This is a genomic window from Paenalcaligenes hominis (assembly GCF_011927625.1).
GTDB classification, from domain to species: Bacteria; Pseudomonadota; Gammaproteobacteria; order Burkholderiales; family Burkholderiaceae_B; genus Paenalcaligenes; species Paenalcaligenes hominis.
In genome coordinates this window covers 374,114-387,901 of the sequence record NZ_JAATIZ010000003.1, presented here as the reverse complement: position 1 = coordinate 387,901, position 13,788 = coordinate 374,114, and the positions used below count along the sequence as shown (strand labels likewise).

Annotated in this window: 12 protein-coding genes; 3 read left to right on the top strand and 9 right to left on the bottom strand. The window is 51.2% G+C overall.

Translation table 11 applies throughout. The features are described 5' to 3' along the window. Nucleotides 1–50: 50 nt before the first annotated feature. Together GGR41_RS08970 and GGR41_RS08965 are read right to left on the bottom strand one after the other, a co-directional pair. A complete protein-coding gene (locus GGR41_RS08970) occupies nt 51–521 on the bottom strand; it encodes a tRNA (cytidine(34)-2'-O)-methyltransferase (RefSeq protein ID WP_077733953.1) in 471 nt (156 codons plus the stop codon). Nucleotides 522–526: 5 nt separating this feature from the next. Beyond that, nucleotides 527–1,324 carry a ComF family protein gene (locus GGR41_RS08965; RefSeq protein WP_167661541.1) on the bottom strand — a complete coding sequence of 266 codons (798 nt, stop codon included), beginning with the start codon at nt 1,322–1,324 and terminating at the stop codon, nt 527–529. Between the two features lie 46 nt (nt 1,325–1,370). Between GGR41_RS08965 and GGR41_RS08960 the strand changes: the two genes are divergently transcribed. Next, the gene (locus GGR41_RS08960) at nt 1,371–2,258 is read left to right on the top strand and encodes a methyltransferase domain-containing protein (protein WP_167661540.1); all 888 of its coding nucleotides are present in this window, start codon (nt 1,371–1,373) and stop codon (nt 2,256–2,258) included. On the opposite strand, the gene GGR41_RS08955 is transcribed toward GGR41_RS08960, so the two are convergent. From GGR41_RS08955 to rsmB, 4 genes are all read right to left on the bottom strand, one after another. Continuing rightward, nucleotides 2,255–2,923 carry a response regulator gene (locus GGR41_RS08955; RefSeq protein WP_167661539.1) on the bottom strand — a complete coding sequence of 223 codons (669 nt, stop codon included), beginning with the start codon at nt 2,921–2,923 and terminating at the stop codon, nt 2,255–2,257. The two genes, GGR41_RS08960 and GGR41_RS08955, sit on opposite strands and share 4 nt — an antisense overlap. 21 nt (nt 2,924–2,944) lie before the next feature. Continuing rightward, nucleotides 2,945–5,281 carry a sensor histidine kinase gene (locus GGR41_RS08950; protein WP_167661538.1) on the bottom strand — a complete coding sequence of 779 codons (2,337 nt, stop codon included), beginning with the start codon at nt 5,279–5,281 and terminating at the stop codon, nt 2,945–2,947. Continuing rightward, a complete protein-coding gene (locus GGR41_RS08945; RefSeq protein WP_167661701.1) occupies nt 5,239–5,784 on the bottom strand; it encodes a DUF4390 domain-containing protein in 546 nt (181 codons plus the stop codon). Before GGR41_RS08945 ends, GGR41_RS08950 begins: the two co-directional genes overlap by 43 nt. Nucleotides 5,785–5,850: 66 nt before the next feature. Beyond that, entirely contained in the window at nt 5,851–7,197 is a 1,347-nt protein-coding gene (gene rsmB, locus GGR41_RS08940) for a 16S rRNA (cytosine(967)-C(5))-methyltransferase RsmB (RefSeq protein WP_167661537.1), read from the bottom strand. 397 nt (nt 7,198–7,594) lie between these two features. Here rsmB and ydiJ point away from each other — a divergent pair, with 397 nt between their 5' ends. Continuing rightward, nucleotides 7,595–10,681, top strand: a complete 3,087-nt coding sequence (gene ydiJ, locus GGR41_RS08935) for a D-2-hydroxyglutarate dehydrogenase YdiJ (RefSeq protein WP_167661536.1) — start codon at nt 7,595–7,597, stop codon at nt 10,679–10,681. Nucleotides 10,682–10,691: 10 nt separating this feature from the next. Next, a complete protein-coding gene (gene hglS / locus GGR41_RS08930; RefSeq protein ID WP_167661535.1) occupies nt 10,692–12,083 on the top strand; it encodes a 2-oxoadipate dioxygenase/decarboxylase HglS in 1,392 nt (463 codons plus the stop codon). Between the two features lie 92 nt (nt 12,084–12,175). Here hglS and GGR41_RS08925 read toward each other — a convergent pair whose 3' ends face one another. The 3 genes from GGR41_RS08925 to azu all read right to left on the bottom strand — a co-directional run bounded on the left by GGR41_RS08925 (nt 12,176) and on the right by azu (nt 13,750). Next, on the bottom strand, nt 12,176–12,823 hold the full coding sequence (locus GGR41_RS08925) for a carbonic anhydrase (RefSeq protein WP_167661534.1): 648 nt from the start codon (nt 12,821–12,823) through the stop codon (nt 12,176–12,178). A 153-nt stretch (nt 12,824–12,976) separates the two neighbouring features. After that, nucleotides 12,977–13,165, bottom strand: coding sequence for a DUF3008 family protein (locus tag GGR41_RS08920; RefSeq protein ID WP_167661533.1), 189 nt, complete (start codon nt 13,163–13,165; stop codon nt 12,977–12,979). A 135-nt stretch (nt 13,166–13,300) separates the two neighbouring features. After that, nucleotides 13,301–13,750: an azurin gene (azu, locus tag GGR41_RS08915; RefSeq protein ID WP_167661532.1), complete on the bottom strand. Its 450-nt coding sequence runs from the start codon at nt 13,748–13,750 to the stop codon at nt 13,301–13,303. Nucleotides 13,751–13,788 lie beyond the last annotated feature (38 nt).

The following is a 13,788-nucleotide window of genomic DNA, read 5'->3' as shown; positions in this document are numbered from 1 at the left end:
GGGCTTGCGCACACCAAAAAATAGCGCCTTGCAAAGCATGGTGATAAGGCTTAACCGCCGCCTGCGTAGTCACTTTGGCGCCATGCCTCGAACACGGTCACAGCCACTGCATTCGACAAGTTCAGGCTGCGCTGCCCTGGCATCATTGGCAGACGCAATCGTTGACCTACATCAAACAGCGCTACCTGCTCTGGCTTTAATCCGGCGGTTTCACAACCAAACACAAACACGTCACCCGGCAAAAAGGAATGATGGCCAATTAAGCTGGACCCTTTGGTGGTCATCGCAAAGCACCGCTCTGGCGCGGCACCAATTTGCGCTAACGCTGTAGCTAAGTCGGGGTGGATTTGCATGTGTGCCCACTCGTGATAGTCGAGCCCAGCGCGTTTTAGTTTGCTGTCCTCTAGCCTGAAACCAAGCGGCTCGACTAAATGCAAATGAGCGCCAGTGTTCGCAGCAAGACGGATGATATTGCCCGTATTGGGAGGAATTTCGGGTGAAACCAGAACGATATGAAACATGATTTTTAGTTGTTAAGCCACGGGGTTCGTGCCAAGGCCAAACCATAGACTTGGCGTACGCCCTGCGCCTGTGCGCATAAGGCTGCCCCATGCAACGTGCTACCGGTGGTCAACACATCATCAACGACAAGCAAAGTCTTAGGTGTGGTCGTAGAGCACCACTGAAAAGCACGTTGGGCATACTGCCAACGCTGAAGTTGGGTACGGTGTTTTTGCGCCTGAACCTGTTCCGCCTGCGCCAATGCCATAACAGTAGGACACCAACGCAGCCCTAGGCCTAAGGCCACATAGCGCGCTAGCTCGGCCGCGGGATTAAACCCTCGTTTGCACAGCGCTTGGCGCCGCGATGGAATCGCCGCCACCCAGGTATCGGCAGGCAAAGCCCAGGCTTCAGCCCTAACTATTTCTAGCATGAGCTCGGCCAAAAAAGGGGCAAGACGAAACTGCCGTAAACTTTTTAATCGCCACACCAGACTGTCAACGGGGGCAGCATAATCAAAAGCCACGGCTAAATGCGTGAGCGCTAAAGGCCGATCTCGACACGCCGTGCAGTCTAACTGCAATGGCACACCTTCGCCCAAAACCGCTACTTTACACCGTTGGCAGCGCCAGCGCACGGCTTTGTGACCGCCTAGCCAATCCGTGCGGCAATCTGCACACAAACTACGCGGTCGCCTAAGCCCGTGGCCGGATCCGCCTAACGGTAAAGTGCAAAGCAAACAGCGGGTTTGACACAGTAAACGCAACGTGTGGGTGTAGGTCATGCGCAGCATGCAGTCGCCTCCTATAGGGAAATCAGCCATAATAGACAGACATACTGGCTGTAAATTTTCCTAGGTACTGCTTTTCATGACCCCGTCTCGCCCTATCAATGCCCGTCACGTTCAACTGCAATTCAACCGACGTGCGCCGCTCGATGCCGCGCAGTTTTTATACGGCGAAGTTGCCCAACGTATGCTGTCACGGCTTAGCTACATGACATTACAACCCACTGACATTTTAGATGCAGGGTGTGGCGCAGGTCATGCTATAGACCCATTACGGGCGAAATACGTGGATATGAAATACATAGGGGTGGATCACAGCCCAGCCTTATTAGCCACGGCAACGCAGCGCCATGGCCAAAGCCCTAGTTTATGGCAGCGGCTCCGAAAAAAAGAGTCCAATGCCCCTGTATTCGTAGAAGCCGACCTGGCTCAAACCCACCTAGCCCCGGCTTCCTTTGATTTAATTTGGTCTAATTTGGCTTTGCACTGGCACCCCGACCCAGAACAGGTCATCAATGAATGGCGCCGACTTTTACGTCCGGAACGCTTATTGATGTTTTCTACCTTTGGGCCCGCCAGTTTTATTGAGCTTAGACAGGCAGTGGCTCAGGCCGAGCTAAACACGGCCCTGCTTGATTTTGTGGATATGCATGATTATGGCGATATGCTGTTGCAGCACGGTTTTACTGACCCAGTCATGGACCAAGAAACCCTGACCCTAACGTATGGGTCTGCGCAGAAATTGCTTAAAGACGTGTACCATCTGGGGGGCAACCCCCACCCCCAACGGCGCCCTGTGACACGGGCGGCACTGCAACGCTTGATTCAAGCACTAGAAAGCCAGCGGCAAATGGATGGCAAAATCCATTTAACCGTCGAAGTCGCCTATGGCCATGCATGGCGAACCACTGCCCAGCAGCATGGCAACGAAGTGCGCATACCGCTTAGCAGTATTAAACGCAAACCCTAAGACGACTGCTGACGGCGTCGTGCCGACGCGTCTATACCCAGTTGTTTTAGTTTGCGATATAAATGCGTGCGCTCGAGACCAGTGCGTTCAGAAACTCGGGTCATGCTGTAGTTTTCGCGGGCCAAATGGTATTCAAAATAAATGCGTTCGAATTCATCACGGGCTTCGCGTAACGGTAAATCGAGCGAAATGGAACCCAGATAGGACTCATCTTGAGGCTGAGCGGGTGCAGCCTGAGCCATGGCGGGTGTCGTGGCGCTAGTGCGAGCGGCGTTTTGCACCACATTTTTGGGAACCACCACAGTGCGCTCTAGCCCCGAAGCCACGGCCTCGAGTAGCTTTTGCATTGCAATGGGTTTTTCCAAGAAGTCCACCGCCCCAATACGGGTGGCTTCCATGGCGGTATCGACAGTGGCATGACCACTCATCATAATTACCGGCATATCTAATAAGCCGCGGGCTGCCCACTCTTTGAGTAAGCTGACTCCGTCGGTGTCGGGCATCCAGATATCAAGTAACACTAAATCTGGGCGAGCCCGTAAACGCGCTTCTCGTGCTTGAGCTGCGTTTTCTGCCACCTCTACGGAGTGACCCTCGTCGTATAAGATTTCCGATAAGAGTTCACGGATACCGATTTCGTCATCAACTACCAGAATTCTGGCCATAAACCGTCCCTAACGTTCTTTTTAGGCATTATGATTGCCGTCGGATTTATTATGCAATGTTTGCGTCGTATTGGCTAGGCGCATAAATAACATTGAAATTCGTGCGCCGCCTTCTTGGCGATTCGCTAAATCTATTTTACCGCCATGTTCTTCAATAATTTTCTTTACTATAGCAAGCCCTAGGCCGGTGCCCGTGGATTTGGTGGTAATGTAAGGTTCGAACACCCGAGCCAAAATCGCATCGTCAAAACCAGGGCCATTGTCGGTCATCACTAATCGTACTGCGGGTTGAGATTGATTGTTATCTACGTGGGCAAGGCTAGTACGCACTACTATACAGGGATTTTCTTGCGATTTATCGTGTTCCAGTGCATCTGTAGCGTTACTAAGCAAATTATGGATGATTTGGCGTAGTTGCGTTGGATCGCCTTCGAGCAAGGGCAAGCCCTCGTACAAGCTAATCTGCAAAGGAATACGTTGCGGGTCAACGCTAGTTTGTGTGACCGGGTCCCAGCCATACAAACTGGCTATTTCAGAAATTAATGCATTTAAATCAATAGGCTGCATTTGAGCTGGTGGAGTACGAGCGTATTCGCGGAAGTCCTCGACCATCTGTTTAAGCGAGGCCACTTGGTTCACAATGGTGTTGGTAGCTCGGGTTAGCATTGCCGCATCTTTTTCATCTAGCTTATCGACTAATTTTAAAGCGAGACGTTCAGCCGAAAGCTGAATGGGCGTTAAAGGATTTTTTATTTCATGAGCCAAACGACGAGCCACTTCGCCCCATGCGGCTAAGCGATTCACAGAAATCACATCACTAATGTCATCAAATACTACCAAATAGCCATTGCGTTGCCCATCCACTACCAAAGCTGTACCTCGTGCTAACAGTGTAATAATAGTGGGCTCTACATCGTAGGCCGTGCGTAGCTCGATTTCAAACTGCTGCTGCCAATGTTCACGCTCAGACTCGACCGCCACATGGGATGCAAATGCATTCCGAATGTGGGTGGCAAATGCTTGAATTGGCTCAAACTCATCAAGACGGTGCCCCATCAGATCGAGCAAATCAATTTGCAAAATACGCTGTGCGCCTTCGTTAAAGCGAGTTAGGCTAAAGTTCTCATCAAACACCAACACTCCAGTCGAAAGATGGCTTAGCACCGACTCCAAATACACATTGGAGCGCTCCAGCTGGCGCTTGTTATTTTCCACCATGCGCCGCGCCTCTTCGAGCTGGCGCGTCATGGCGTTAAAAGAACGCGTCAATTGCCCTACCTCGTCGGCGGAAGACGCCATTTCCGGCAAGGGGCGGTAGTCCCCCACCCCAACAGCTTGGGTGCCCCCTGCCAAAGTCAGCAAGGGGCGTACCAGGCGGCGCGACAACGCAAAAGCAGTCACTACCGCTGCAAACACCGCCAACACCAAGGCCAAGGTCAAAGTCAGGCTATAGAGCTTGCGTAAGCCCACGCGAGACAGGCCGAGCTCTTGGTAGTCGTTGTAGCCTTGTTGAATTAAATTGGCATGACGCGCTAATTTTTCTGGCACAGGCTGAATTACCTGCAACCAGCGTTTGTCTGGGTTCACCCCGTATTGCGTTAAACTACTTTCATTAGAGATCAGCGGCAAAATAACACGCAAGCGTAGACCCATTTCATCAGGGCTGGCTTCATCGACCTCGACCGCCGCGTACTCATGCCCTACCCGTAATTGATTAATAACTTGAGGCGGCGGTAAATCGGGCAGCAGCAACGCGTAATCCGAACTGGAAAAGGCCAACAAGCGCCCACCAGAGGTAAATACCATGACCTCGTTCAGGTCATAATTTTGACGCAGGGTGCTCAATACCATTGCACTGCCATTGGGTGATTCATCTAAGCCTGCCACCAGTTGATTGGCTTGTTTTTTGACTTCATCTAATTGCTGGTCTAGGGCGGCTCGACCTAAATTTAGCCCAGACTCTAGGGCTGAATCCACACGCACATTAAACCAGGATTCGATGGATTTAGATAAAAAATGAACGGATAAAACGTAAATTAACGCCCCAGGAATAATACCAATCAAGGTGAAATACCAGGCAAAGCGCGCCGTCATTTTTGCCCCGAACTGGCGACGGCGTATTTGACGCCAGAGGCGTACCGTTAGGATCAACACCCAAAAGATGAGCGCCAGCGCTAAGACGATATTTAACCCCAACAACACCTCGTAATACTGCGCAAAACGGGACGCATTCACCGTGGACCAAACCAGCATGCCCAACAAAGCAATGGCACTGACAACGGCAACAACTAAAGCGAAGCGCAGCGACCAGCGTACTACGGCTGGAGCGCGTCGACGGAGAAACTGAAATTTTTCCATGGGGTTGCTAAGGACCACGAGCGCCCATTCAAAGCATCAACCTGAAGCGGACGGGTTAAAAGAGAAGTATCTAGGCGCAAACGCAAGCGCCCCTCGTATGTTTTAGTAGGATCTAAATCAATGGCATAAGCCACCGGCCATTGCCGAATATGTTGCATAGGATACAGCGCATCTTTTAAAGACGACTCGGGCCAAAGCAAATCGCCAGCCCCCACACGCCATTGGCGCGTTAAGGCGTTATACACCACACGCCAAGTTTGGCTTTCTTTAATTTCCGTCTTATCAAACCACCACCAACGTGCCCGATTAATTTCCACATCGGCAGTAAAGTGTAAAGGCACCCCTTTTAAAGCGGCCTGACGTAAGTCGTCTGAAAGTTCAAAATCGATATCAGCATTAATATATAGCTTGCCGTCCTCGATATACGGCTCGACCACAATGACCTGCTCGGCCCCACCAAGCTGGGTTGTGTCATCCGCATTTGCTACCGTGAACCCTGTCATCAAAACGATAAAACAAGCCACTATCACGTGTATAGAAAAACGTAATTCGCGCATTGTTGGTTTACCTTAGTGAGCACTTTTTTGGAGCAGCGCGTAGAAAAACCCATCGCCCCCGGGGTGGTCACGTGTCTCTAGAGACGACAACACTTGAAGGGGGGACTCGGGTAATAGTACTGCATCCGCATGCTCTGTCAAAAATTGATCCAGTTGCTGTTGACCTTCTTCGGGGAAAATCGAGCACGTCACATACAGCAAATGGCCCTCGGGCTTTAACGTGCCCCACAATGCCTTAAGGATCTGCTGTTGCAGCGCCGACGTAGCGTGGATATCGGACTCGCGTCGTAACCACCGAATGTCGGGATGACGGCGTACAATCCCAGCTGCCGTACATGGCACATCAGCTAAAATGGCGTCAAACGGTACGCCATCCCACCACGTATCAAGGTCTTGGGCCGGTGCCGCACGAAGGTGCACATGGTCACCATCTAGACCCAAACGCTGGATATTTTCACTGACGCGTTCGAGTCGTTTAGCGTCTACATCTAAAGCCACTAAATGAATATCAGCACGCTCGAGCAGATGGGCAGTTTTACCCCCAGGCGCAGCGCACGCGTCTAACACCCGCATCCCATCTGTCACAGGCAATAAGCGTCCGGCTATTTGTGCTGAACTGTCTTGGACAGACCACCACCCCAAATCAAAAGCAGGAATGTGCTGCACAGGTCGGGCTTGTTCAAGAATAACGGTCTCATGACCCGGGGACCAAGCCGAAATCTGCGCTTGTTCTAATAAAGCCAGTAAACGTGCCACGGAACACCGACGTTGATTCACACGTAAGGTTAAGGGCGCGGGAATGGCTGCTGTTTCCAAAATACGCTGCCAGTCGGAGGGATACGCCTTTTTTAACCGCTGAACCCACCACGTAGGATGATTCCAACGAGCCACCGGGGCTTTTAATGCTTGCTCAAGCAAGGTCTCGCGCTCGCGGATAAAGCGACGCAGTACAGCGTTTAATAGGTTTTTAAAGGGGCGCAACTGACGCTGTGATTGCGCGGCCTCTACGGCTTGATCGACCACCGTATGCACTGAATAAATAGGGGTTTCAGGGCGATCAATAAACGCCTCGCGGTCGGCCTGAAAACGCACCGCCACATCGACGAGCAACAAGGCTTGCATCAATAAGGCGTCTGCGATGGGGTCTTTAGGCTGACGCGGCACCAATAAACGACGTAGCTCTTGGGCCAAACCCAAATGGCGCAGCGTATAAAAACTATGGGCTTGGGCGGCAGCGCGCACAGTCGAGGGTGTGCGTGCCAAACAGTCTGTTAATGACGAGCCGGTAAGAACCTCGTGAATATGACGAGCAGAGGCCAATAAAACCTGAGCTAAAGCAGGCTGAGATGCGGTAGACATGAAAAAATGAGCCAAAAAAAGCCAAAAAGGGCAGCAACATAAACTGTATCATTATTTACGCTTTTATAGGAATTAGCCTCTTAGCTAAAACGGCTAACCCAACGTTGTATCAAGGTCTTAGGCTGACTCCTTTTTTTTATTGACGACCGTTTTCTCGGCGTAAACAAAGCCCATCATGTACCCTTAATGGGAAAAAAATGTCTGCTCTTTACGACGCTCAGCGGCTGCATACATGACCAAATGGAATGCGTTACGGGTTTTTATTCGCTTGATTCCCTACGCAAAGTTTGTTTTGATGGAGGGTAGGCGCATCGCGCATGCTGCTTGATGGGTTTTTACCCATGCCAATTTATTTTGCAGGGTGCTTTTTACTCTGCTTGCTAACTGCCAGGACACGATGGAACACATTGCTTTTTTGCCCGTACACCGAGTTCAAGAAAATTCGTTATATAACGAGTTTTTAGCCGCTTTAGCCGCCCAAGGCTTCCAAGGCGATATCGAACGCGACTTAGCCAAACGTGTTGTTTTTGCCACCGATAACTCGGTCTATCAGCGCTTGCCCCAGGCCTGTGTGTTTCCTCGTCATACCGAGGACTTGATTTGTATTAGCCGGTTAGCGGGCAGCGATAAATACCGCAGTATTGTGCTGACCGCACGAGGCGGTGGTACAGGCACCAATGGGCAGTCACTCACTGACGGCATTATTGTCGACATGTCGCGTCATATGAATCAGATTCTTCATATTGATGCGCGCGCCCGCACCGCCGTGGTGCAGCCCGGCGTAGTGAAAGATCAGCTGAATGCGGCGCTGAAGCCCTATGGTTTGTTTTTTGCCCCCGAGCTCTCTACCTCAAACCGAGCCACTATCGGCGGCATGATCAACACCGATGCCAGTGGGCAAGGCAGTTGCACTTACGGTAAAACCCGCGATCACGTGCTAGGGCTTAAAACCGTGCTGCTAGGTGGGCAGGTATTGGATACCCACCCACTGTCTATTGACGAGCTACCAGCCTTTAAAGCCGACCCATTGGTTGGCCCGCTGTATCAGACTATCGACGAGCTGGTCACCACTCATGCTCAAGCTATTCAAGACACATTTCCACCCTTAAACCGTTGCTTAACAGGTTACGACTTACCCCACATCAAAGAGGGCGATTCGTTCAACCTAAACAACCTACTTTGTGGTGCCGAAGGCTCGCTCGGCTTTATTGCCGAGGCCAAACTCAATGTGCTGCCCATCCCTACCGAACAGATTTTGGTCAATGTGCGCTATGCCGACTTCGAGGCTGCTTTACGTGATGCCAAAGCCTTAATGGCATTAAAGCCACTTTCTATTGAAACCGTAGACTCCAAGGTCTTGGGCTTGGCACAAAATGACATCATTTGGCACAGTGTGGCAGAGTACTTCCCTGACAACGCCGACGGTACGCCCACCTTGGGTATTAATCTAATTGAGTTTGCCGGTAACGATATCGATGCGCTGCAGCATACAGTGGCAGCTTTTATTAAACACTTGGAAAGCGACACCAGTGTAGTGCGCCTAGGGCATACCGTCGCTTACGGCGCCAAGGCCGTTAACACCGTATACGGTATGCGCAAACGCTCCGTGGGCTTGCTGGGCAACGTAGATGGCGAAATACGTCCCCAACCTTTTGTCGAGGACACCGCCGTACCACCCGAAAATTTGGCAGATTTTATTGCTGAGTTCCGTGCGGTATTAGACGAGGCCAATTTATCGTATGGCATGTTTGGTCACGTAGACGCTGGTGTGCTGCATGTACGCCCAGCACTTGATATGAAAGACCCTGCCCAAGCCGCGATGATCCGCCCTATTACCGACAAAGTCGTAGAGCTAGTGCATAAATACGGGGGCGTATTATGGGGCGAGCACGGTAAAGGTCTACGCTCGGGCTACGCACCCAAATTTTTTGGTGATTTATACCCGGTACTGCAGCAAATCAAAGCCCTGTTTGACCCCTACAATCAGCTCAACCCAGGCAAAATTGCAACCCCCAGCACCACCCCCAATGCGCAGCTCTTAGCCGTCGATCAGGTGGATTTCCGTGGCGACTTTGATCGCCAAATACGCTTTTCTGATTGGAAACTATTCAATAGCGCCGTCTACTGTAATGGCAATGGGGCTTGTTATAACTACGATACGGACGACGCCATGTGCCCCTCGTGGAAAGCCACCCGCGATCGCCTGCATTCACCCAAAGGCCGTGCCTCGGCAGTACGCGAATGGCTACGCTTGCAAAACAACCAAGGGCTAGACCTTAGCACCTACCAGGCCCCCAGCGGCGTGTTGGCACATATTAAACAGGGCTTCCACAAGCTGCAATCCAGCTTGCAACACCCCCGTAGTAAAAAAGACGACTACTCCCATCAGGTGTACGAGGCTCTAGAGGGCTGCTTATCGTGTAAATCCTGTGCGGGCCAATGCCCCGTCAAAGTGAACGTTCCCGACTTTAAGGCTAGATTTTTATACTTGTATCACAGCCGTTATGTACGTCCACTAAAAGACTATGCGGTGGGCTCTTTGGAATATGTGTTGCCCCATGCAGCCAAAGTGCCAGCGCTGTACAACGGCCTCATGCGTCTTAAACCAATTCAAAGCCTTGTCAGCAAAACCGTAGGCCTAAGCGATATCCCTTTGCTTAGCGCCACAGCGTGGCAGCCTTTGCTAGAGCGCTACGGGGTGCAGGTCGCTACGCCAGAGGCCTTAAAGGCGCTTAGCCCCGCGCAAAAACAAAACAGTCTGATTTTGGTGCAAGACGCCTTTACGCGCTACTTTGAAACCCCACTGTGGGAAGAATGGCTTGCCTTACTGCAGCATTTACAGGTGCAGGTTTATATTGTGCCCTTTATGCCCAATGGCAAACCGCTTCAAGTCCACGGCTTTTTAAACCGGTTTAAGCAGCAAGCCCAGCGTCACGCCCAACTGCTTAACGAGCTAAGCGTCGAAGGGGTGCCATTAGTGGGTTTAGACCCCGCCATGACCTTAGTTTACCGTCAGGAGTACCGCCAAGCCCTCGAACCCGATATGACAGCACCTAACGTGCTGTTACCTCAGGAATGGCTACACCAGTGGCTCCAACACCAAGACCTAAGTCATGTCCAAAACGACACCACCCTGGACAATACCTATTATTTAGTCGGCCATTGCACAGAAAAAACCACCGCTCCTAAAGCCGCCGCGTTATGGAAAGACGTCTTTGCTTTGCTGGGTTTGAACTTAGTCAATGTCGCCAGTGGTTGCTGCGGTATGGCAGGCACGTATGGGCATGAAACCCAACACCAAGCCACCTCTGCCACTATTTATGGTCAGTCATGGCAGCGCATTGTGGCGCGTCATGGCGGCAGTGGACGCTTACTGGCTACCGGTTACTCCTGTCGCAGTCAGGTTCAGCGCTTTAGCCAGCTCACAATCAAACATCCGTTGCATGTGTTGCAACAGCACTATTACTCCCAAGCCAGAAAATAGGAGACAGTTGATGGCATCTACCCCCTTTATGGCTCCAAGCCAAATCCGAGCCTTATTCTCTGCGGCCATGTCGACCATGTACAAAAACGAGGTGCCTCTCTATGGTGAGCTGCTTGATCTCGTTGCACAGGTGAATCAGCACTGCTTAGAACAAGACCCTCAGCTCGAACAGCACTTGCGTACCACGCACGAGCTAGAGCGACTGGATGAAGAGCGTCATGGCGCTATCCGCGTGGGCACGGCGCACGAGCTTCATACCCTGCGCCGCCTGTTTGCGGTCATGGGAATGGAGCCAGTGGGGTATTACGATCTTGCTCCTGCTGGGGTACCGGTGCACTCCACCGCATTCCGTGCTTTGCACGAGGCCGATTTACGTCAAAGCCCGTTTCGCGTTTTCACCTCGTTGTTACGCCTAGAGCTTATTGACAACCCCACCTTGCGTGACGAGGCCAACGAGATCCTAGCTCGCCGTCAAATTTTCACTCCGGCCGCACTTGAGCTGATTGAACAGCATGAAAAAAACGGTGGTTTAACCGCCGAGCAAGCCGAGCAGTTTGTGACCGAAGCCCTGGAAACCTTTAGATGGCACAGCGAAGCCACAGTTAGCAGCGCCCAATACCAAAGCTTGCACGACCAGCACCGTCTAATTGCCGATGTGGTGGCCTTTAAAGGCCCACATATTAACCACCTGACACCACGTACCCTAGACATTGATGCGGCCCAAGCGGAAATGCCTAAACGTGGCATTAGCCCTAAAGCGGTTATTGAAGGGCCACCGCGTCGTCAACAACCGATTTTATTGCGCCAAACCAGCTTTAAAGCACTCGAGGAAAGCGTGCGCTACAGCGACCAGCACGACACAGAGCGGGGTAGCCATACCGCTCGCTTTGGGGAAATCGAACAACGCGGTACAGCGCTTACCCCTAAAGGACGCGACCTGTACGACCAGCTGTTGCAAGCGGCACGGGCTGAAATGAACGGCCCCACTACCGAGGCCAATGCAGATCACTACTACGAGGTCTTAGAGCGCCATTTTGAGGCTTTTCCCGATGATTTACTCAGCTTGTACCAACAGGGCTTAATTCATGTTACCTACAGCCCCACCGAACAGGGCTTAGCCAAGGCCGGTCAGTTTCCAGTCAACACCACGCTAGACATGCTGATTGCAAATGGCGATGTGCGTATTGATGGCATTGTGTACGAAGACTTCCTACCTGTTAGTGCAGCAGGCATTTTTCAATCGAACTTAGGCGATGGCACCACAACAGAATATGCTCAACTATCGAATCAACAGGTATTCGAGCGTGACCTAGGCTGTAAAGTGCATGATGAGCAAGCGCTTTATCATGCTCAAAGCGAGCGTTCCTTGGCACAAACCAAGCAACAACTGCAACTTGCCTAACCTCCACAGGCAACAAAAAGAGTCCTGCAAATACAGGACTCTTTTTTTATGACTCTACGTTGTAAACACAACCAGTCAAATAAGCCGTTGAACTACCAAACCACGGGAGCGGCTACCACATCGGGGGATGCAGCCAACGGCACAAAGCGACGCGTTGCGCCATCATAGGCTTCGATCGTGCCTGATTCAATATCAAATACCCAGCCATGCAGGCTGAGTTTATTTTCAGCTAAAGCCAAACGTACCGATGGGTGCGTTTGCACATTGGCTAATTGTGCAATCACATTTTCTCGTACCATCGAAGCAATACGCTCTTGTTCATTGGCATGAGGGCGCGCCTCGTTGACCAGGCGGGCCGAATCCGCGTAACGTAGCCAATGTTTAACTGCAGGCATGTGATCTAGGCACTGGCACGCCGCAATAGCCGTCATAGCGCCACAATCAGAGTGACCACAAATCACTAAATCACGCACACCTAGCTTGGAAACAGCGTACTCTACCGAGGCAGACACCCCGCCTGGCTCTGGGCCATACGAAGGCACTATATTGCCTGCGTTACGGATAACGAAAATATCACCTGGCTCGCGTTGTGTAACGAGCTCTGGCACGATACGGCTATCAGAACAGGAAATAAACAACGCACGGGGGTTTTGATTGGTAGCAAGATTTTTAAACAAATGCTCGCGCTGGGGATAGGCTTCTTTTTGAAACTTTAAAAAGCCTTCAATAATTTCTTTCATCCGGAGTCCTTGGACAGCTATAACGCTTTGCATCGGTAGACTGTGTTGATGCTGCGACTAGAGCGCAGCCCCATTAATACCTAAATGGCCACCTACCGCTAAAGCTAATTGGCTGATTTTACTGTCAATTAGCCGTTGGACTCAATAAAAAATTTACTCACTGTCCTTGTGTTCAGGCAGCTTCTTACGAGACGTAGCAGCAAAATCCTCTAGCTCTTTTTCTGTCATGGATTCATACATGGATTTAGCCGCCCCTTTGAGCTCACTGACTTTGGTTTCTTTGCGTTTGGCTGATAACGCGGCTCCGGCAGCTTTTTGTTGGGCTTTAGAAACAGCAGGCATAACAGACTCCTTTAGTGATTCGACCTATGCATCCCCTAGCAAATACTGAGCCTATAGCCTGCATGGCGCATACAAAAAACCGACTTGAGCCGGTACATCGGCCCAAGTCGGCTTGAACACACCCAATAAAACAGGTTATTGGACTTTAAGGTCGCCTTTCATCAAGGCCAAATGACCAGGGAAAGAGCAGAAGAAACCGTAGTCCTCACCCTCTTTTAAATCGGCAACCTTGAACGTAACAGAGGTGTCTTCGCCCCCACCAATTACATCTGAATGAGCCACGACACGCTCGTCATCAGGCTTGACATAGTCATTGTCCAAGCCCGCGGCAATCCCATCATTAGCAATGGCTTGCTCGTCGGCTTTTTTAGAAATAACTACGTTGTGGCCCATACTGGCGACGGGCAAGGTACCCGTGTGTTTTAGGTTAATGGTGAACTCATCGCATGTTTTATCTACGATAATTTCCTGAGCGCTAAACTGCATCGCATCATTGCCTTCGAGATCGAAGCTGCAATCAGCTGCCATCGCAGCCGGTACACTGGCAACGGCTAAAGCAGCGGCAAAAGTGAATTTCGCGAACATATATAACCTCCTAGTCAACAAAAAAAGACTACTCTTTC

What these genes read in the sequence shown, in the direction of transcription:
- GGR41_RS08920 (WP_167661533.1), bottom strand. Translation starts at nt 13,165, where the DNA reads ATGCCTGCTGTTTCTAAAGCCCAACAAAAAGCTGCCGGAGCCGCGTTA.
- GGR41_RS08970 (WP_077733953.1), bottom strand. Translation starts at nt 521, where the DNA reads ATGTTTCATATCGTTCTGGTTTCACCCGAAATTCCTCCCAATACGGGC.
- GGR41_RS08925 (WP_167661534.1), bottom strand. Translation starts at nt 12,823, where the DNA reads ATGAAAGAAATTATTGAAGGCTTTTTAAAGTTTCAAAAAGAAGCCTAT.
- azu (WP_167661532.1), bottom strand. Translation starts at nt 13,750, where the DNA reads ATGTTCGCGAAATTCACTTTTGCCGCTGCTTTAGCCGTTGCCAGTGTA.
- GGR41_RS08965 (WP_167661541.1), bottom strand. Translation starts at nt 1,324, where the DNA reads ATGGCTGATTTCCCTATAGGAGGCGACTGCATGCTGCGCATGACCTAC.
- GGR41_RS08960 (WP_167661540.1), top strand. Translation starts at nt 1,371, where the DNA reads ATGACCCCGTCTCGCCCTATCAATGCCCGTCACGTTCAACTGCAATTC.
- ydiJ (WP_167661536.1), top strand. Translation starts at nt 7,595, where the DNA reads ATGGAACACATTGCTTTTTTGCCCGTACACCGAGTTCAAGAAAATTCG.
- hglS (WP_167661535.1), top strand. Translation starts at nt 10,692, where the DNA reads ATGGCATCTACCCCCTTTATGGCTCCAAGCCAAATCCGAGCCTTATTC.
- GGR41_RS08955 (WP_167661539.1), bottom strand. Translation starts at nt 2,923, where the DNA reads ATGGCCAGAATTCTGGTAGTTGATGACGAAATCGGTATCCGTGAACTC.
- rsmB (WP_167661537.1), bottom strand. Translation starts at nt 7,197, where the DNA reads ATGTCTACCGCATCTCAGCCTGCTTTAGCTCAGGTTTTATTGGCCTCT.
- GGR41_RS08950 (WP_167661538.1), bottom strand. Translation starts at nt 5,281, where the DNA reads ATGGAAAAATTTCAGTTTCTCCGTCGACGCGCTCCAGCCGTAGTACGC.
- GGR41_RS08945 (WP_167661701.1), bottom strand. Translation starts at nt 5,784, where the DNA reads ATGACAGGGTTCACGGTAGCAAATGCGGATGACACAACCCAGCTTGGT.